This is a genomic window from Chromobacterium amazonense (genome assembly GCF_001855565.1).
Classification (GTDB): domain Bacteria; phylum Pseudomonadota; class Gammaproteobacteria; order Burkholderiales; family Chromobacteriaceae; genus Chromobacterium; species Chromobacterium amazonense.
Map to the genome: position 1 here is coordinate 58,963 of NZ_MKCR01000001.1, position 17,118 is coordinate 76,080.

19 protein-coding genes, 3 tRNA genes and 1 pseudogene are annotated in these 17,118 nt (G+C 62.2%); 6 read left to right on the forward strand and 17 right to left on the reverse strand.

From position 1 onward, the window contains the following. Position 1: 1 nt before the first annotated feature. The 3 genes from pilW to ndk form a co-directional block, all read right to left on the reverse strand. Complete coding sequence (gene pilW / locus BI343_RS00285) at positions 2-709, reverse strand: type IV pilus biogenesis/stability protein PilW (RefSeq protein ID WP_083340725.1); 708 nt, start codon at positions 707-709, stop codon at positions 2-4. 32 nt (positions 710-741) lie between these two features. Continuing rightward, the gene (gene rlmN, locus BI343_RS00290) at positions 742-1,836 is read right to left on the reverse strand and encodes a dual-specificity RNA methyltransferase RlmN (RefSeq protein ID WP_071108192.1); all 1,095 of its coding nucleotides are present in this window, start codon (positions 1,834-1,836) and stop codon (positions 742-744) included. 70 nt (positions 1,837-1,906) lie between these two features. Continuing rightward, positions 1,907-2,332 carry a nucleoside-diphosphate kinase gene (gene ndk, locus BI343_RS00295; RefSeq protein ID WP_071108193.1) on the reverse strand — a complete coding sequence of 142 codons (426 nt, stop codon included), beginning with the start codon at positions 2,330-2,332 and terminating at the stop codon, positions 1,907-1,909. A 132-nt stretch (positions 2,333-2,464) separates the two neighbouring features. On the opposite strand from ndk, the gene BI343_RS19490 reads away from it, so the two are divergent. Then, complete coding sequence (locus tag BI343_RS19490; RefSeq protein WP_071108194.1) at positions 2,465-3,304, forward strand: SPOR domain-containing protein; 840 nt, start codon at positions 2,465-2,467, stop codon at positions 3,302-3,304. Between the two features lie 356 nt (positions 3,305-3,660). Here BI343_RS19490 and BI343_RS00310 read toward each other — a convergent pair. The 3 genes from BI343_RS00310 to BI343_RS00320 form a co-directional block, all read right to left on the reverse strand. Further along, positions 3,661-3,736 (reverse strand) — tRNA-Thr (locus tag BI343_RS00310). A gap of 62 nt (positions 3,737-3,798) precedes the next feature. Beyond that, a tRNA-Pro gene (locus tag BI343_RS00315) sits at positions 3,799-3,875 on the reverse strand. Positions 3,876-3,955: 80 nt separating this feature from the next. Beyond that, positions 3,956-4,032, reverse strand: a tRNA-Pro gene (locus tag BI343_RS00320). A 96-nt stretch (positions 4,033-4,128) separates the two neighbouring features. Between BI343_RS00320 and BI343_RS00325 the strand changes: the two genes are divergently transcribed. Then, positions 4,129-5,112 (forward strand): recombination-associated protein RdgC, encoded by a 984-nt coding sequence (locus BI343_RS00325; protein ID WP_043625231.1) that lies wholly within the window; start codon positions 4,129-4,131, stop codon positions 5,110-5,112. Positions 5,113-5,477: 365 nt separating this feature from the next. Beyond that, a complete protein-coding gene (locus tag BI343_RS00330; RefSeq protein WP_071108195.1) occupies positions 5,478-6,257 on the forward strand; it encodes a DODA-type extradiol aromatic ring-opening family dioxygenase in 780 nt (259 codons plus the stop codon). Here the strand turns inward: BI343_RS00330 and BI343_RS00335 are convergent. The 4 genes and pseudogenes from BI343_RS00335 to BI343_RS20210 form a co-directional block, all read right to left on the reverse strand. Further along, positions 6,254-7,204 (reverse strand): dihydroorotate oxidase, encoded by a 951-nt coding sequence (locus tag BI343_RS00335; RefSeq protein ID WP_083340717.1) that lies wholly within the window; start codon positions 7,202-7,204, stop codon positions 6,254-6,256. The genes BI343_RS00330 and BI343_RS00335 overlap by 4 nt on opposite strands. A 193-nt stretch (positions 7,205-7,397) precedes the next feature. Beyond that, on the reverse strand, positions 7,398-7,865 hold the full coding sequence (gene bfr / locus BI343_RS00340; protein ID WP_071108196.1) for a bacterioferritin: 468 nt from the start codon (positions 7,863-7,865) through the stop codon (positions 7,398-7,400). A 47-nt stretch (positions 7,866-7,912) separates the two neighbouring features. Then, the gene (gene feoB / locus BI343_RS00345; RefSeq protein WP_071108197.1) at positions 7,913-9,682 is read right to left on the reverse strand and encodes a ferrous iron transport protein B; all 1,770 of its coding nucleotides are present in this window, start codon (positions 9,680-9,682) and stop codon (positions 7,913-7,915) included. Then, positions 9,679-9,908: pseudogene (locus BI343_RS20210) on the reverse strand (FeoA family protein). Before BI343_RS20210 ends, feoB begins: the two are co-directional and overlap by 4 nt. Positions 9,909-10,123: 215 nt before the next feature. Between BI343_RS20210 and dcd the strand changes: the two are divergent. Together dcd and BI343_RS00360 are read left to right on the forward strand one after the other, a co-directional pair. Beyond that, positions 10,124-10,696 (forward strand): dCTP deaminase, encoded by a 573-nt coding sequence (dcd, locus tag BI343_RS00355; protein ID WP_071108199.1) that lies wholly within the window; start codon positions 10,124-10,126, stop codon positions 10,694-10,696. A gap of 277 nt (positions 10,697-10,973) precedes the next feature. Continuing rightward, positions 10,974-11,450, forward strand: coding sequence for a glutathione peroxidase (locus BI343_RS00360; RefSeq protein ID WP_071108200.1), 477 nt, complete (start codon positions 10,974-10,976; stop codon positions 11,448-11,450). A gap of 65 nt (positions 11,451-11,515) precedes the next feature. Here BI343_RS00360 and BI343_RS00365 read toward each other — a convergent pair whose 3' ends face one another. The 6 genes from BI343_RS00365 to cysK form a co-directional block, all read right to left on the reverse strand. Further along, on the reverse strand, positions 11,516-11,794 hold the full coding sequence (locus tag BI343_RS00365; protein ID WP_233196416.1) for a hypothetical protein: 279 nt from the start codon (positions 11,792-11,794) through the stop codon (positions 11,516-11,518). A gap of 118 nt (positions 11,795-11,912) precedes the next feature. After that, a complete protein-coding gene (locus BI343_RS00370; protein ID WP_071108202.1) occupies positions 11,913-12,212 on the reverse strand; it encodes a hypothetical protein in 300 nt (99 codons plus the stop codon). 86 nt (positions 12,213-12,298) lie between these two features. Further along, the gene (locus BI343_RS00375) at positions 12,299-13,330 is read right to left on the reverse strand and encodes a histone deacetylase family protein (RefSeq protein WP_071108203.1); all 1,032 of its coding nucleotides are present in this window, start codon (positions 13,328-13,330) and stop codon (positions 12,299-12,301) included. A 95-nt stretch (positions 13,331-13,425) separates the two neighbouring features. Then, complete coding sequence (locus tag BI343_RS00380; protein WP_071108204.1) at positions 13,426-13,833, reverse strand: YchJ family protein; 408 nt, start codon at positions 13,831-13,833, stop codon at positions 13,426-13,428. Continuing rightward, entirely contained in the window at positions 13,834-14,298 is a 465-nt protein-coding gene (locus BI343_RS00385; protein ID WP_071108247.1) for a hypothetical protein, read from the reverse strand. Positions 14,299-14,418: 120 nt separating this feature from the next. Next, complete coding sequence (gene cysK / locus BI343_RS00390; protein WP_071108205.1) at positions 14,419-15,351, reverse strand: cysteine synthase A; 933 nt, start codon at positions 15,349-15,351, stop codon at positions 14,419-14,421. 166 nt (positions 15,352-15,517) lie between these two features. Here cysK and BI343_RS00395 point away from each other — a divergent pair, with 166 nt between their 5' ends. Then, a complete protein-coding gene (locus BI343_RS00395; RefSeq protein WP_071108206.1) occupies positions 15,518-16,390 on the forward strand; it encodes an ion transporter in 873 nt (290 codons plus the stop codon). Here BI343_RS00395 and BI343_RS00400 read toward each other — a convergent pair. Next, positions 16,383-16,892, reverse strand: a complete 510-nt coding sequence (locus BI343_RS00400; RefSeq protein WP_211269357.1) for an O-acetyl-ADP-ribose deacetylase — start codon at positions 16,890-16,892, stop codon at positions 16,383-16,385. The two genes, BI343_RS00395 and BI343_RS00400, sit on opposite strands and share 8 nt — an antisense overlap. Positions 16,893-17,118: the final 226 nt, after the last annotated feature.

Here is a 17,118-nt window from a genome sequence, read left to right on the forward strand (position 1 = left end):
CTCAGCTTCCACTCAACAGCAGTTGTGTTTCTCTAGAGTCCGGATACCGGTTCTTCAGCTCGCCGGCGCATTCGCTTTCCAACGTGCCGTCGCCGGTCTTGCGGGCGATTCTGGCTCCCAGCCACAGGTCGGCGGCGCCCAAACCCTCGGGACTGGCGCTGCGCAGCCTGCCGAAATAGAAAGCGGCTAGTTTTGCATTACCCTGGCCAAGATGCATCTCCGCCAGTTCGCGCAGCGCCGGCGGATAATTGGGCGCCGCGCGCAAAGCGTCCAGCAGATACTCATTGGCCTTGTCCGCCTGCCCAAGCTTGAGGTTGCAACGCCCCAGGTTCAGATAGGCGGATTGGGGAGAATCATACAGCGGATTGGCCAGCGCCTTCAGAAACAGCGGCAGCGAATCCTGCACCCGGCCGTTTTCGCACAAAAACAGGCCGTAATTGTTGTTGGCGGCCGAATTCGCCGGATCCAACTGCAAGGCGCGGCGGAAATCCTGTTCCGCCTGGTCGTTCTGCTGCAGCAAGCCCAGCACATAGGCCCGGGCGACATACGCGGCCACATAGGACGCATCCGCCTGCACCGCCTGATTGGCGTTGTCCAGCGCCGCCTTCAGATTGCCTATCCTGGCGTACTCCACGGCAAGCTGGCTGCGTATCTGCGCCAGCTCGCTGGAATTAGCCGCCATGGCGGAGGTGGCGACGCCAAATGCCAACAGCCATCCAGCCAACCATCCCCGCCATTTATTCATAGTTTCTTATCCTCGCTTATTTGCATCCATTTGGCCTGGCGCCTGGTTTTATCTTGCACTTGGCCGGCCAATTGACCACAGGCTGCATCGATGTCGTCGCCGCGCGTCTTGCGCACGGTCACCACATAGCCTTGTTCTTGCAGAAGTTCACGGAAAATGCGGATCGCGTTGTTGCTGGAACGATCATAACCCGAGTTGGGGAAAGGATTGAATGGGATCAGGTTGAATTTGCACGGCACGTCCCTCACCAACTCCATCAACTGGCGAGCATGTTCCGGTCTATCGTTGACCCCGTCAAGCATCACATATTCAAAGGTGATGAAATCGCGCGGCGCTTTTTCCAGATAGCGGCTGCAGGCGGCCATCAGCTCCGACAGCGGATATTTCTTGTTGATCGGCACGATCACGTCGCGGATCGCGTCGTTTGGCGCATGCAGCGACACCGCCAGCGCCACCGGGCACTCCTCGCGCAAACGGTCCATCTGCGGCACCAGGCCGGAGGTGGACAACGTGACGCGGCGGCGGCTCAAACCATAGCCATGATCGTCCAGCATGATCTGCATCGCGCTGACCACGTTGTCGAAATTGGCCAGCGGCTCGCCCATGCCCATCATCACCACATTGGACACCACGCGCTCGTTCTTCGGCGTCACGCCCATGGCCTTGTTGGCCCACCACAGCTGACCGATGATCTCGGCAGTGCCCAGGTTGCGGTTGAATCCCTGGCGGCCGGTGGAGCAGAACGTGCACTCCAGCGCGCACCCCACCTGGGATGACACGCACAAAGTGCCGCGGTCGTCTTCCGGAATGAACACGGTTTCCACACCGTTGCCGGTGCCGACGTCGAGCAGCCACTTGCGGGTGCCATCACTGGACTCCTGCCCGGTCATCAGCGACGGCACGCGCACCTCGGCGCGCTCGTGCAGCTTGGCGCGCAGGCTCTTGGCGAGATCGGTCATCGCGTCGAAATCGTCTTCGGCCATCTGGTGCATCCAGCGCATCACTTGCTTGGCGCGGAACGGCTTCTCGCCCATTTCGGCAAAGTGCTGGGTCAACTGGTCCAGATTGAAGTCGAGCAGGTTGGTTTTCATGCAATCCTCGAGAGGGGAAAGAGGCCGCCGCTTGCGCGGCAGCCTCCGGTCAATCAACTACAGTTCGAGATTAGCGCGAGCAGATCTCGGAAGCGGCGAAGAAGTAGGCCACTTCGATGGCAGCGTTTTCCACGCTGTCGGAACCATGCACGGCGTTGGCGTCGATCGAGTCGGCGAAATCGGCGCGGATGGTGCCGGCTTCAGCCTTCTTCGGATCGGTGGCGCCCATCAGCTCGCGGTTCTTCAGCACGGCGTTCTCGCCTTCCAGCGCCTGGATCATCACCGGGCCGGAAACCATGAAGTCAACCAGGTCCTTGAAGAAAGGACGCTCTTTGTGCACGGCGTAGAAGCCTTCGGCTTCGGCGCGGGACAGTTGCTTCATCTTGGCGGCCACAACCTTCAGGCCGGCGGATTCGAAGCGGTCGTAGATTTTACCGATTACGTTTTTCGCAACGGCATCCGGCTTAACGATGGACAAGGTACGTTCGATTGCCATATAAATTCTCCCTAACGACAAGACAAGTGGCTAAACTTGAGTATTATTACGCCACTCGGGTTACCCAATTCTGACGAACCCGCTATTTTAGCAGCGTTTTCAAACACGTGCTGCACATTCCATACAGGCACCATGCGAGAACAAAATCAGCAGCAAGCGCCGCAAATCGGCCCGGACGAATCCGACCTCAACAGCAAGCTGAAAAAACGGCTATGGATCGCCGGCGGACTGGTGGCCGTCGCCGTCGCCGCCATACCACTGATGGACGCGCTGACCAAACCCAAAGTGGAAATGAGCACCGACGCCCCCGCGCCCAGCTCCGGCAAGATCATCAAACCGGCATCCAGCCCGGAAGCCGGCGTCATCACGCCGCCCAAAATCGCCAGCGCGCCGACCGCGCAAAGCAGCGCCCCAGCAGCGGAAGCCGGCGGCGGAGCGCCTGTTGCGCCTGCCGTCAACACCCCGACCACGCCAGACCTGAGCAAAACGCCCTCCGTCGCCAACCAGCAAGCGGCTAGCAGACACCCGGCCGGCACCCACGCAACAGCGCCAAGCCAGACGCAACCCGCCGGCAAAGGCACAAGCCAGGAACGGGAGCCGCCCCCAAGCAAATCGGCCAGCGCCCGCCAACCAGGCACGCCTGCGCGCAGCGAAGGAGCCGCAGCGCCCAGCATGGACAGCGTCGCCGCGGCAAAAGTTGCGCCGCCCGCCGCAACAACCCTGCCAAGCCCGCCCGCCAAAGCCGAACCGATTGGCAGCTCAGTAGGCTACCAAGTGCAGCTAGGCCTATTCGCCAGCATGGGCAACGCTCAAAAACTGGTGAAAGAACTGCAGAAACACGGCATCGCGGCGCACACCGTCACCCGCGTCCAGGTCGGCCCGTTTAAAAACCGGGCCGAGGCCGACGAAGCCATGAAGAAATTGCGCGAACTAGGCTACGCGCCGCTGCTCGCCCCCAGCGGGCAACAATAAACAAAGCCCGCTTGCGCGGGCTTTTTCACATCCAGAGAACAAACGCAAAAAAGCCCCGGATTGACTCCAGGGCTTTTTCTGAATTCTGGCAGGCAGTACAGGGCTCGAACCTGTGACCCTCGGAATCAAAATCCGATGCTCTACCAACTGAGCTAACTGCCAACACTATCCCGAACCGCACAGCGCCTCGAGAGAAAAGAACTATACCTTAACTGATTAACCCTTGCAAGCGCTTTATATTATCTTTTGCGCGAGGCAATTAATAAACCACTCACCCGCAGCAACCAGCAAATATACAGACACTAGCGAAAGAAAAGACCCGACAGATAAATTAAACTGACGAGCCTGATTCTTTATGGTGCCGGTAATAGGAGTCGAACCTACGACCTTCGCATTACGAATGCGCTGCTCTACCAACTGAGCTATACCGGCAATCCAATCTGTTAAAAAAGCCCTGATTCTCTGAATTTGAAAATCAAGGCTTTTTTGAATTCTGGTCGGAGTGAGAGGATTCGAACCTCCGGCCTCTACGTCCCGAACGTAGCGCTCTACCAGGCTAAGCTACACTCCGATTTACTGCTTTCTCAGCTAGCGCCGAGGGAAGCTACTTTACCTCGTTTACTGTTTTCTGACAAGCGATTTTTGTTTAACTGGTCGGAGTGAGAGGATTCGAACCTCCGGCCTCTACGTCCCGAACGTAGCGCTCTACCAGGCTAAGCTACACTCCGACGACCGCTTACAAACTGCTTGTCCGAAAAACTGCTGCTGCATCGCTTGCTGCGGTACAATCAGCGGCTTCAGAGGACGCGCATTATGGAACAAATATGTGGTTTAGGCAACTATCTTTTTATCGTTTGAGCGGCGAAAGCCTGGTGGACGCCGATAAGCTGTTGCAGGCATTGGAAAAACGTCCGTTTCAACCCTGCATGGGCCTGGATTGGTTCAGCGAAGGCTGGGTTCCGCCCGCCGGACACCTGGAAGCGCCGGTCTACGCCGCACGCGGCAGCCTGATGGTTTCCATGCGGCGCGAAGACAAGGTGTTGCCGGCTTCGGTGATCCGCGACTTCGTCGAAATGAAGGTGCAGGAGATCGAAGACAAGGAGTTGCGCAAGGTCGGCCGCAAGGAAAAGCTGGCCTTGAAGGAACAAGTGACGGACGACCTGCTCCCGCGCGCCTTCGTGCGCAGCAGCCGCACCAGCGCCTATCTGGATATCGCCCGCGGCTGGCTGATGGTGGACTCCGGCTCCTCCAGCAAGGCCGAGGCGCTGATCTCCAAACTCCGCGAGGCGCTGCCGCCCTTCCCGGCCGCGTTGCCGCGCACCAAGATCGCGCCGCATACCGCCATGACCGACTGGTTGGCCGCAGGCGAAGCGCCGGGCGGCTTCGAGCTGGATGCCGACTGCGAGCTGAAAGACGGCAGCGAAAACGGCGCGGTGGTGCGCTGCAGCCGCATCGACCTGACCAGCGACGAGATCCGCCAGCACATCGCCACCGGCAAACAGGCCACCAAGCTGGGCCTGATCTGGAATGAAAAGATCCGCTTCCAGCTGACCGACACGCTGCAGCTGAAGCGCATCCAGTTCCTGGACGTGCTGCAGGACGAAGCCAGCCAGGCCGGGGACGACCGCGAAAGCCTGTTCGAAGCCACCTTCATCCTGATGAGCGAAGAGCTGGGCGAACTGGTGGAAGCGCTGGTGGACGCGCTGGGCGGACTGGAAGACAGCCAGGCGCAGCCGCTCGCCTCTGCGCCCCAGGCCAGCTCGCCGGCGCCAAGCAAGAACGATGCCGTGGATGTGCCCTGGGATTAAGCACGCGCTCACGCGACACTCGCCCGGCCTGGCCGGGTTTTTTTACGCCCGAACGGCGCGCTGGCCGCTGGGCCATAGCCAAACCCTAACTATTCGCTACAAACAATTAATTTAACAAGACTATGAGGATTGCGGATACTGCAAGCATCCAGTATCCGGGAGAGAACGATGACACAAGACTGGCGCAAGATTCTGCAAGAGATGTGGGCCAGCTTTGCCTGGCTGCAATGATGGCGCAAGACCTTGAAGCGCTCATCTTGGCAAGACTATTGAATGGCAAGAAACAATCCAGTGAGCAAACCGGGATTTTTTTACCCGCTGCTGCGGCGTAAGCTGTCGCCATACCTTATTGCAGGCAGCACATCATGCATACCCGACAACCCGCGCTGTTCATCTCGCACGGCGCGCCGACGCTTCCCATTGAAGACAGCCCCACCCGCCGCTTTCTGGAAACGCTGGGACGCGGCTGGCCGCGCCCGCGCGCCATCGTCATCGTTTCCGCCCACTGGGAAACGCACGCGCTGACCGTCAATCTGCAAGCGCGCCCGGACATGCTGTACGACTTCGGCGGCTTTCCTGCGGTGTTGCGCACGCTGCGCTACCCAGCGGCTACCGACCTTGAACTGGCCGAGCGCATTGTCGGCCTGCTCTCCGCATCCGGCTTGCCAGTTGCCACCACCCAGCAACGTCCGCTGGACCATGGCGTCTGGACGCCGCTGATGCTGATGTTCCCGCAGGCGGACATTCCCCTGGTGATGATCTCGCTGCATCATCAGGCCGGCTCGGCCGAACACTACGCGCTGGGCCGGGCGCTACGTCCCCTGCGCGATGAGAACGTGCTGGTGCTGGGCAGCGGCAGCTACACCCATAATCTGTGGGAATTGCAGCCGGAAGGCAGCGCGCCGGCGTCGTGGGCGACAGACTTCGCCGGCTGGATGGATCAAGCGCTGACGGAAAACCGGCGCGACGATGTCGTGAACTGGCGCCGGCGAGCCCCCCATGCGCGGGAGAACCACCCCAGCGACGAACACTTCCAGCCGCTCTTGGTGGCGCTTGGCGCCGCCAGCGACGATGCCGCGCCCAGCAAGCTGCATGACGACTGGCGGGCGGGGTCGCTGTCCATGGCGTGCTGGCGTTTTGACTAGAGCGTCCGCAGCTTGCCGCGGAAATCGTCCAAGCGGCGATAGCCCTTGCTCCGCATCAGCTCCGCCAGCTCGGCGGCGATGCGGGCGAAGGCCGCCGGTCCCTCGTGATAGAGGCAGGTGCCCACCTGCACCGCGCGCGCGCCGGCCAGGATATGCATGAAGGCCTCGCGGCCGCTCTTCACGCCGCCGCAACCTACTATGTCTTTGCCCGGCAACAGGCGGTAGAACTCACGCACATTGGCCAGCGCCGTCGGCAGCACATAATCGCCGCCCAGGCCGCCCAGGCCGTCTTTGGGCTTGATCGTCACGGCTTCGCTGTCCACATCCACCACCAGGCCGTTGCCTATGGAATTGATGCAGGTGACGTAGGCCAGCCGCGGATGGCGATTGAGAATCTCCGCCATCGCGGCGAAGTGCGCCGGATCGAAGTAAGGCGGCAGCTTGACGCCATAGCGGCCGGGCCAGGCCTGGTCAAAGGCGTTCAGCGCCTCCGTCGTCGCCACGAAGTCGTAACCGAGTTGCGGCTTGCCCGGCACATTGGGGCAGGACAGATTGATCTCCGGAATCGCCGGCAGGCCGGCCGCGGCCAGCGTGCGCAGCATGGTCAGATTGTCATCCAGCGTCATGCCGGACAGGGAAAGAAACAAGGGTTTGCCGCAGCCGTAATCGTAGCGGCGCGCATAGTCCAGGTAATAGGCGAATCCGCGATTCGGCAGCCCCATGGAATTGATGCTGCCCAAAGCCGTGCGGCAGTAGCGCGGCTCGGGATTGCCCTCGCGCGCGTGCAAGGTGGCGCTCTTGCTGATCACCGCCGCGGCGGCGGAGGCGCGCACCGTTTCCAGCTCGTCTTCCTCGCGGCACCACACGCCGGAAGCGTTGTACAGGCAGCCAGGCATGGTCTGGCCGAGCCAGGTGACGGACAGGTCGATGGAGGAATGGTCAGGCATGGCGGGCTCCGGTTTGGATTGAAACCGTCGCAGTATCAAGGAAATAGCTTCGCGCCGCGCTGAGCGGTGTCAAGGTTGCGGCGGATGGCATCCTTGCCTCTGGCGCCGCTCCCGCCCTGGCAAAACCACCCCTCCAAAAACAATGCCCGGCTCATGGCCGGGCATGGGGCGCGCATCCGCACAAGCAAACGGCTTACATCTGCGCCTGCTGGTAGTTTTCCACGCCCATCAGCTCGATCAGCTTCAATTGCTGCTCCAGCCAGTGCGCGTGATCGTTTTCGGTTTCTTCCAGCAGCACCATCAGCGCGTCGCGGGTCACGTAGTCGCGCACGCTCTCACAGTGGGCGATCACTTGCTTCAGCAGCGCGCCCACGCGGTATTCCACCTCCAGGTCCGCCTGCAGCATGGCCGGCACGTCCTCGCCCACTTTGATAGGCACCCGGCGCGCCACATTGGGCTTGCCCTGCAGGAACAGGGTGCGGGCGATCAGCGTGCGCGCGTGTTCCAGCTCGTCCTCGCGCTCGTGGTCGATGCGCTCGAACAGCTTGTTCAGCCCCATGTCCTTGTACATCTCGGCATGGATGAAATACTGGTCGGCGGCGGACAGCTCTTCGGCCAGCAAATCGTTGAGCAGCGCTATGGTCTTGGGATCGCCCTTCATGTTCTTGTCCTGTCTTTCCGGCTGATGCAAACCATCATTTTAGGCGCTCAGCGCAGCAGATGCACGCTCTGATAGAAAGCAAAGGACAGCGTCCAGGCCAGCAACACCGACCAGGCGACCGACATCGCGGCGAAGCGCCAGCTCTTGGACTCGCGGTGCATCGCCGCCACCGTGGACAGGCAGGGCACATACACCAGCGTGAAAATCAGGAAGCTCATCGCCGACACCCAATCCAGATGCTGCACCAGCACCCCGCCCAAGCCGGCCTCGGACACGCCGTAAATCACCGCCAGACTGCCCAGCAGAATCTCCTTGGCGATGAAGCCGAACAGCAGCGCCACCGCCAGCTCCGCGCGGATGCCTATCGGGTCCAGCACCGGCGACATGGCCTCGCCCAGCGCGTAGGCCAGGGTCTTGTCGTGGCCGGCCGGGATGTGCGTCAGCAACCAGACCATCACCACGCCGGCCAAGATGAAAGTGGACGCCAGCCGCAAAAACGCGCTCACCTCGCTCACCGCCCGCGTCAGCATGTGGCGCGCGCCCGGCAGGCGATACGGCGGCACTTCCAGCAGGAAGGCCTCGTCGCCGCGGTAGCGGCGCTTGAATACCCAGGCGGTGACGATGGCGGCGACAAAGGTCATCAGGTACAGGCCGGACACCACCCACGGCGCCTGCGTCTTGCTGAACAAAATGCCGGCGAAGAACACCACCACCTGCAGCCGCGCCGAACACAGCGAAAACGGGATCACCAGCATGGTCAGCAGCCGCTGCTTGCGCTCGCGCATCACCCGCGTGCCGAGGATGGCCGGCACATTGCAGCCGAAGCCCATCAGCTGCATCACGAAGCCGCGGCCGTCCAGCCCCAGCTTGGCCATCATCGCGTCGGTCAGGAAGGCCGCGCGCGCCAGATAGCCGCTATCCTCCACCATGGCCATCAGCACGAAGAAGACGAACAGAATGGGGGCGAAAGTCAGCACCGTGGCCACGCCCTGCCACACGCCGTCCAGCACCAAGCTCTGCAGGATGGCAGGCAGCGAAGCGACAGCCGGCGCCAGCGCGTGATCCTTGACCCAGTCCAGCGCGCCGCCCACGGCGTCCTGCAACGGCGTGCCGATCTGGTAGGTCAGATTGAACAGCAAGGCCATGAAGGCGAAGAACAGCGGCAGGCCGAGCCACGGGTGCAGCAGCCAGCGGTCCACTTTCTCAGTCAGCAGCACCGGCAGCACCGGCGGCAAGCGCCAGCAGCCTTCCAGTTTGCGGCGGGCCATGTCGATGGCGCGCTGCGCCTCCGGCACCTTCTCCAATTGCGCGCGCACCGCGGGGCCATCCTGCGCGGCCAGCTTGTTCAAGGCGTCGTTGAGTTTGGGCCAGCCTTCCATGCGCTTGGCCGACACCAGCGCCACCGGCGCCTGCAGGCGCTCGGCCAGCGCGTCGGCATCCACCGTCACGCCCAGCAGCTTGGCCTCGTCCGCCATATTCAACACCACCAGGCAGGGCAGGCCGCTGGCCAATACTTGCAAGGCCAGCGGCAGCTGGCGGTCCAGTTGGCTGGCGTTCAGCACCAGCACCGCGCCGTCAAACGGCGTTGACAGCAGCACGTCGCGCACCACCGCCTCGTCATCGGTATAGCCGGTCAGATCGTTGACGCCGGGCAAGTCGATCAGCTCCACCATCTTGCCGCCCAACAGCAAACGCGAACTGATCAGCTCCACGGTCAGTCCGGGCCAATTGCCCACGCGCTGCGACATGCCAGTCAAGCGGTTGAATAAGGTGGACTTGCCGGTATTGGGCAGGCCGATCAGGGCAAACCGCTTCATGCCGCCGCCCTCACTTCGATATGGCGCGCCAGGCTGCGGCGCAACAGGAAGCGGGTGGCGCCCACTTCCAGCAGCAAGGGCCCCCCCAGGGCGCGGCCTTGCGCAAGTGGAAACGGCAGCCCGGCACCAGGCCGAAAGCCGCCACGCGGCGGAAGGCTTCTTCAGCCAGATTCAGCCGCTCGACAATGCCGTGGGCGCCGGCGGGAAAGATGTCCAGGGACGACATGATGTTTTTTTGTCCTGATAATAACGGGAATAATTTGCATTAGTATATCGAATCGCCTCCTTGCCTCTTGCGACAATTTGTCGCAATCCCGAGTCGGCTTGACCGAGGTCAAACGCTTCACGCTCACGCCGCCGCCGGTCAATTCCATAGCCGGAAGCGCCGCTAAACGGTTAAAATTGCAGCCATTGCAATAAACGACACACGGGCCAACGACTATGAGCATCAAATCGGACAAGTGGATTCGCCGGATGGCGGCGGAACAGGGCATGATCGAGCCGTTCCTGCCCAATCAGGTGAAGATGGACGAAGACGGCCAGAAGCTGATCTCCTTCGGCACCTCCAGCTACGGCTACGATATCCGCTGCGCCGACGAGTTCAAGGTGTTCACCAACATCAACAGCACCATCGTCGACCCGAAAAACTTCGACCCCAACTCCTTCGTGGAAGTCTCCGGCAAGGGCTACTGCATCATCCCGCCCAATAGCTTCGCGCTGGCGCGCACCGTAGAATACTTCCGCATCCCGCGCAATGTGCTGACCGTCTGCCTGGGCAAATCCACCTATGCCCGCTGCGGCATCATCGTCAACGTCACCCCGTTCGAACCGGAATGGGAAGGCTACGTCACGCTGGAGTTTTCCAACACTACCCCGCTGCCGGCCAAGATCTACGCCAACGAGGGCGTGGCGCAGGTGCTGTTCTTCGAATCCGACGAAGTCTGCGACGTGTCGTACAAGGACCGCGCCGGCAAATACCAGGGCCAGGTGGGCGTCACCCTGCCCCGCCCCTGACCGTACTTTCGTACGACTCTCCAGACAGGATGGCCCCGGCCATCCTGTTGCATTTGCGGCAGCCGCAAAAAACCCTCTCGCAATTTCCACCAACTGTTCTAGGCTAAACAAAGGGTTAGCTGACATCCCGGTTGTGCCGACCCTTTGCACAGCAAGCTGTTTCTTCTTGGGGCGTCGCGGTTCCCCCTTGCCGCTACGCCCCCTTTTTATGCTCCTCCCCTTGCCAGGCCCTAAGTCCGCACGCATGCTTGCCTGCTCACGCAAACTAAGGGACCTGATGGACATCTACGACTTCTCCTTCCGCCGCCTGAATGGCGCCGAACAATCGCTGACCGACTACCGCGGCCGCGTGCTGTTGCTGGTCAACACCGCCAGCCGCTGCGGTTTTACCTCGCAATACGCCGGGCTGCAACAGCTGCACGCCGACTACGCCGACCAGGGGCTGACGGTGATAGGCTTCCCTTGCAATCAGTTCGGCGCGCAGGAGCCGGGGACGGCTGACGAGATCGGTGACTTTTGCCAGAAGAATTACGGCGTGGACTTCGTGATGGCCGACAAGATCCAGGTCAACGGCAACGACGCCCATCCGCTGTGGCGCTATCTGAAGCATCAGCAACCGGGCTTGCTGGGCATTGAAATGATCAAGTGGAACTTCACCAAGTTTCTGGTGAACCGCGAAGGACGCGTGGTCGCCAGACATGCGCCGCAGACCGAGCCGGCCGAACTGGCCACGGCCATAGAAAAGCTGCTGTAAATCTTCCGCCGCGCTCAAACAAAAGGCCGGACATCGCTGTCCGGCCTGTTATTGCGCTGCCGCCATCAGGACTGGCAATCATCCAGCGAGTTGCGCGCCAAATGCGCCAGCTGATCCAGCTCATCGTCCAGATGCGCCTGCATATCCAGCAAGGCGGCGCGCAGCACCGCCGCCGCCAAAGCCGACTGCTCGCCATTGAACACATGCGCCAACACGCGCAGCTCGCGGCAGGCCGTCAGATCCAAAGGCACCTCCAGCACGCGCACCGTCGGCATATCCAGCTCCGCTCCTGAATCGACATTGCCGATGCGCTGGCTCTCCAGCGCGGTCAGCAGGGTTTTCAAGGCCAATCCCATCATTGCCTCCCTTGCGTTGCCAGATGCAAAAGCGTATTGGCCTTGCGGCATTCCGCCGTGCAAAACGGCTGCGTCGTCCCCTCGCCCCGTTCCGCCAAACTTCGACTTAATGCCTGCGCAGGCCTCCGTCCCCCGCGCCGCTCAAGATGTCGCGGCAAGCCTGGGTGGCGCGCAGCATCTGGCTATCATCCAGCGCCTCCCAGGCATCCGCGATGGCGGCGCCCAACAATTCCCCAGCCAAGGCCTCGCTGCTGTTTTCAAACACAGCCGCCAAGGCCATCAACTCCAAAGCCAGATCGCCAGACAGCGCCGCGCTGACACGACGTTGCGACACGGCGGATATGCCGCCCAAAGGCGGACGCGGCGTGCCCAAGCGATCGATCAAGCCGTCGATACTCTTCCCCATAGCCTCTCCGTTTCATGCCCCGCGCGGCGTCCCCATCCGCGGCGAAGACTCTTTGAACATAGGCCAAGCGGCGGTAAAAAACCGGGCTAGCTGCGCGCCTCGAAACCAGCCAGCACATTCACCACATTGTCGCCTATCGGCCCCACCGCGTAGCCGCCCTCCAGGCAGAACAGCGTCGGTAGTTTCAGCGCCGCCAAGCGCGCGCCCAGCGTGACGAAGTCCGGCGTGCCCAGCTGGAAACGGGAAATCGGGTCACCTTCGAAGGTGTCGACGCCCAGCGACACCACCAGCGCCTCGGCGCCAAAGCGGGCAATCTGCTCCAGCGCGCAGTCCAGCGCGAAGAACCAGGTGCTAACGCAGGAACCGGCCGCCAGCGGAAAATTGAAGTTGTACCCCAGCCCCTCGCCATCGCCCTTCTCGTCAGCAAAGCCGAGAAAGAATGGATATTCGGTGCGCGGATCGCCATGGATGGACAAAAACAGCACGTCGGAGCGGTGATAGAAGATATCCTGGGTGCCGTTGCCGTGGTGATAATCCACATCCAGCACAGCCACCCTATGCATGCCGTGATCGCGCAGCGCCTGGGCCGCGATGGCGGCGTTATTGAAGAAGCAATAGCCGCCGCAATAGTCGCGCGCGGCATGATGGCCAGGCGGCCGGGTCAGCGCGAATGCCGCGCGCTCGCCGCCGATCAGCCTGTCCACCGCGGTCAGCGCGACATCGACGGAAGCGGTGGCCGCCTGCCAGGTACCGGCGGTGATCGGCGTGCCGCAGTCCATCGAGTAGTAACAGAGCTGGCCTTCCACATGCTCCGGCACCGCCTCGCGCAAGCGGCGGATTTGCCACATCTTGGGCAAGGCGTCGTAATCGCGCCCCATCTCGCTCCAACGCTGCCAGGCGGTTTCCAGAAAACGGACATAGCCCTCGTCGTGCACGCGCAGAATCGGCTCCAGGCCATGCCGGCGCGGATGCAGCACATCGCCCAGATCGCGCTGCCGAACAGCGGCCAGCACCATGTCGGCGCGGGAAGGGGTTTCGAAACAGGGCTTCAGCGTGCCGTCTATCAACTCGGAACGGCCGTGCTGCAGACGGTGGGAATCGGAATAGATGGTAAGCATGGACTTTTCCGGCAATGGAAAACTCTATGCTCCCGCCATGGCATGCCAGGGGTCAAACCTTGTTCGCGGCACATTTGCGCCAGAGCAAGCGCGGCTCAGGATACTTGGCCGGCCAGGTAATACCAGCGTCCATCCTCGCGGACGAAGCGGCTCACCTCATGCAGGCGCTCGGCCTTGCCGCCCACTTTGTAACGGGCGACAAACTCGACCAGCCCTGCCTCATCGCCGTCCAATCCAGCCTCGCAACGCTGGATTTCCAACCCTATCCATTTCACCACGCCGGCGTCTTCGGCCAGATTCAATTGTTCAGGCCGGGTGGACGCATGCCAGGTGGCCAGCAGATAGTCTTCCAGCCCCAGCGCATAGGCGCTGTAGCGGGAACGCATCAGCGCCTGCGCGGTGGGTGCCGGCGGCGCGTCGGGCTGATGGTAGCGGCCGCAGCAGGCCGCCAGATCGCCGCCTCCGCAGGGGCAGGCGACATGGGCGTGTTTCTTCGACTTCATTCAGTAACCCAGCGGCGGCAGGCCGTACAACTTGAGCAGGAAATTGCTGAAAGCAGGATCGGCCGGTTTCGGCGTGTACTTGGGCCAGCGGCGCATCCATTCGCGCAGATGGGCCTCCAGCCTGGCGCGGAAGGCATCGGAATCGATGCGTCCCGCTTCGCGCTCCACCGTCAGCTGGCGATAGACGGCGAAATTGTCGTTGTCGACGGCATTGGCGCCGGCAATGCGCAAGCGCGCCGCGCCAAGCTGGTCGGCCGCCGCGGTGCGGGTCAGCTCGCCAGACTTGACGCGATCGGCCAGCCGATTCGCCTCATCCAGCAGCTGGTCCACCTTGCTGGAGGCGGGACGCGCCGTTGGCGCGGAGGCCGCGCCGCCGCCAGGATGCACCGGCGCCGCGATCTGTTGCAGGCTGCCGCAGGCGCTCAGGCCGCCCAGCACCGTCAAACCGATGATCAGTCTTTTCATGGCGGCCATTGTAGCCCGTCAGGCCCTTGCGCCGTCAATGGCGCGGATTTCACAATCGATGACGGATTGCGACAAAAAAGCCCGGCGGCAGCCGGGCTTCAGCGCGAACCGCGAAACGGTTTACGCCAGGTGCTCGAACAGCACCGTCGACAGATAACGCTCGCCGAACGACGGAATCACCACCACGATCAGCTTGCCGGCGTTTTCGGGGCGCTTGGCCAGTTGCAGCGCCGACCACACTGCCGCGCCGGAAGAGATGCCCACCAGGATGCCTTCCTTGGTGGCCACGTCGCGCGCGGTCTGCAGCGCGTCTTCGTTCTTGACGCGGATGATCTCATCGTAGATCTGCGTGTTCAGGATGCCCGGCACAAAGCCCGCGCCTATGCCCTGGATCGGGTGCGGCCCCTTAGTGCCGCCGGACAGCACCGGCGAGGCATCCGGCTCCACCGCCACGATCTGCACCCCCGGCTTGCGCGCCTTCAACACTTCGCCCACGCCGGTAATGGTGCCGCCGGTGCCCACGCCGGCCACGAAGATGTCCACCTTGCCGTCGGTATCGTTCCACACCTCTTCCGCCGTGGTGTTGCGGTGGATTTCGGGATTGGCCGGATTCTCGAACTGCTGCGGCATGAAATAGGTGTCCGGGTATTCGTCGACCAGCGACTTGGCCTTGGCGATGGCGCCGCCCATGCCTTCCGGCCCCGGCGTCAGGATCAGCTCGGCGCCGTAGGCCTTCAGCAACTGGCGGCGTTCCTTGCTCATGGTTTCCGGCATGGTGATGACCAGCTTGTAGCCGCGCGCCGCGCACACCATGGCCAGGCCGATGCCGGTATTGCCGGAGGTCGGCTCGACGATGACGGTATCCGGCTTGATCTTGCCGGCCTTCTCCGCCGTGTCCAGCATCGCCACCGCGATGCGGTCCTTGACGCTATGCGCCGGATTGAAGAATTCCAGCTTGGCCACCACGGTGGCGCCGGCGCCTTCGGTGACGCGGTTGAGCTTGACCAGCGGCGTGTTGCCGATCAGGTCGGTGATGGTATTGGCAATGCGCATCGTCTTATTCCTCATCAGCCATAAATATCGGTCCTGATATTCCCCAGCATCATAATCAATGCCAGACAGGCAGCCTAATATTCTTTGCTTATATCCAGCAAACCAAATGCCGGCCATACTCTCTAACCGGCTTTGTTATAGTCAATGCAACACAGGCAAGATTCCCATGCCCACCCAGGAAAATCTGATTCCGCTATCCGGCTGGCGCCGCAAGCTCTACATCATCATCTACGAGGCCGATACCCGCGCCGGGCGTATTTTCGATATGGCGCTGATCATCGCCATCCTGCTGTCCGTCGCCTGCGTGATGCTGGAAAGCGTCTCCTCTATCCGGCAACAGTACGGCACGCTGCTGACCGTGCTGGACTGGACTTTCACCATCCTGTTCACGATTGAGTACACCTTGCGGCTGATATGCGTCCACAAGCCGCTGCGCTACGTCAAAAGCTTCTTCGGCGTGATAGACCTGCTGTCCATCCTGCCGCTGTATCTGGGGCTGTTCATTCCGGAGAGCCGCTTCCTCGCCGACATCCGCATTCTGCGGCTGCTGCGGATGTTCCGCATACTGAAGCTCAGCCGCCACCTGGGCGAGGCCGCGCAATTGCGGCGGGCCCTGCTGGCCAGCCGGCGCAAGATCACCGTCTTTCTGGTCACGGTCATCCTGCTGGTGATCGTGCTCGGCACGCTGATGTACGTGATAGAAGGCCCGGAGCACGGCTTCACCAGCATCCCGATCAGCATCTATTGGGCCATCGTCACACTGACCACCGTCGGCTTTGGCGACATCACGCCGAAAACGCCGCTGGGCCAGGCGCTGGCCAGCCTGGTGATGATCACCGGCTACGGCATCATCGCGGTGCCCACCGGCATCGTCAGCGCCGAAATCGCCCGCAGCGCGCCCGACCCCGTCAGCAGCGACAACCGCTCGGCCACCCGGCTGTGCCCGCATTGCTTCAGCGAGGGCCACGACTGGGACGCGCAATACTGCAAGCATTGCGGCGGGCAATTGCCGCGGCCCGCCAAAGGCGAGGTCAGTTGAGCGCCCGCCGGTAGGCATCAAGCGCGCGCGCATCGAAAGCCACCAGCCAGACTTCGCGCACGGCGTGCGGCCGCGCCTCCAGGCAGGACCGCAAGGTTCTGACCGCCAGCTCGCAAGCCGCCGCCAAGGGATAGCCATACACGCCGCAGCTGATGGCCGGAAAGGCGATGCGCCGCGCCTCATGCAAGCGCGCCAGCTCCAGGCTGTTGCGGTAGCAGGCGGCCAGCAACGCCGCTTCGCCATGGCCGCCGCCCTGCCATACCGGCCCCACGGTATGGATCACATAAGCCGCCTTCAGATTAAAGCCCGGCGTGAGCTTTGCCTCCCCGGTCGGGCAACCGCCCAAGGCGCGGCACGCATCCAGCAACGCCGGCCCCGCCGCGCGGTGTATCGCGCCATCGACGCCGCCGCCGCCCAACAAGCTGTTATTGGCGGCGTTGACGATTGCGTCCACATCCATCTGCGTGATGTCGGCCTGGATGCAGCGCAGCAGTGCGTCCATATTCCTCCTCCAGTTTGATATACCTGATGGCCACGCCATTGCTATCATGTAGCCCTGCCTCAGCGTGCCTGTTGTTGCGTCTGCGACAGTCGCCATCCAGACGCAAATAGCAAGCGCTTACTCAGCCTTTATCCATCATGCCAAGCCGACGCGCGGCGATAAAGTCCGCTCCGCCCAAGCTTAGCCGCGGTCTTGCGGAATTCTGCCGCCGGCTGTGGATAACTTT

Bases quoted from the DNA above. Each gene is read 5' to 3' on its own strand.
- rlmN (WP_071108192.1), bottom strand. From the start codon at position 1,836: ATGAAAACCAACCTGCTCGACTTCAATCTGGACCAGTTGACCCAGCAC.
- ndk (WP_071108193.1), bottom strand. From the start codon at position 2,332: ATGGCAATCGAACGTACCTTGTCCATCGTTAAGCCGGATGCCGTTGCG.
- BI343_RS19490 (WP_071108194.1), top strand. From the start codon at position 2,465: ATGCGAGAACAAAATCAGCAGCAAGCGCCGCAAATCGGCCCGGACGAA.
- BI343_RS00325 (WP_043625231.1), top strand. From the start codon at position 4,129: ATGTGGTTTAGGCAACTATCTTTTTATCGTTTGAGCGGCGAAAGCCTG.
- BI343_RS00330 (WP_071108195.1), top strand. From the start codon at position 5,478: ATGCATACCCGACAACCCGCGCTGTTCATCTCGCACGGCGCGCCGACG.
- BI343_RS00335 (WP_083340717.1), bottom strand. From the start codon at position 7,204: ATGCCTGACCATTCCTCCATCGACCTGTCCGTCACCTGGCTCGGCCAG.
- bfr (WP_071108196.1), bottom strand. From the start codon at position 7,865: ATGAAGGGCGATCCCAAGACCATAGCGCTGCTCAACGATTTGCTGGCC.
- feoB (WP_071108197.1), bottom strand. From the start codon at position 9,682: ATGAAGCGGTTTGCCCTGATCGGCCTGCCCAATACCGGCAAGTCCACC.
- dcd (WP_071108199.1), top strand. From the start codon at position 10,124: ATGAGCATCAAATCGGACAAGTGGATTCGCCGGATGGCGGCGGAACAG.
- BI343_RS00360 (WP_071108200.1), top strand. From the start codon at position 10,974: ATGGACATCTACGACTTCTCCTTCCGCCGCCTGAATGGCGCCGAACAA.
- BI343_RS00370 (WP_071108202.1), bottom strand. From the start codon at position 12,212: ATGGGGAAGAGTATCGACGGCTTGATCGATCGCTTGGGCACGCCGCGT.
- BI343_RS00375 (WP_071108203.1), bottom strand. From the start codon at position 13,330: ATGCTTACCATCTATTCCGATTCCCACCGTCTGCAGCACGGCCGTTCC.
- BI343_RS00380 (WP_071108204.1), bottom strand. From the start codon at position 13,833: ATGAAGTCGAAGAAACACGCCCATGTCGCCTGCCCCTGCGGAGGCGGC.
- BI343_RS00385 (WP_071108247.1), bottom strand. From the start codon at position 14,298: ATGAAAAGACTGATCATCGGTTTGACGGTGCTGGGCGGCCTGAGCGCC.
- cysK (WP_071108205.1), bottom strand. From the start codon at position 15,351: ATGCGCATTGCCAATACCATCACCGACCTGATCGGCAACACGCCGCTG.
- BI343_RS00395 (WP_071108206.1), top strand. From the start codon at position 15,518: ATGCCCACCCAGGAAAATCTGATTCCGCTATCCGGCTGGCGCCGCAAG.
- BI343_RS00400 (WP_211269357.1), bottom strand. From the start codon at position 16,892: ATGGACGCACTGCTGCGCTGCATCCAGGCCGACATCACGCAGATGGAT.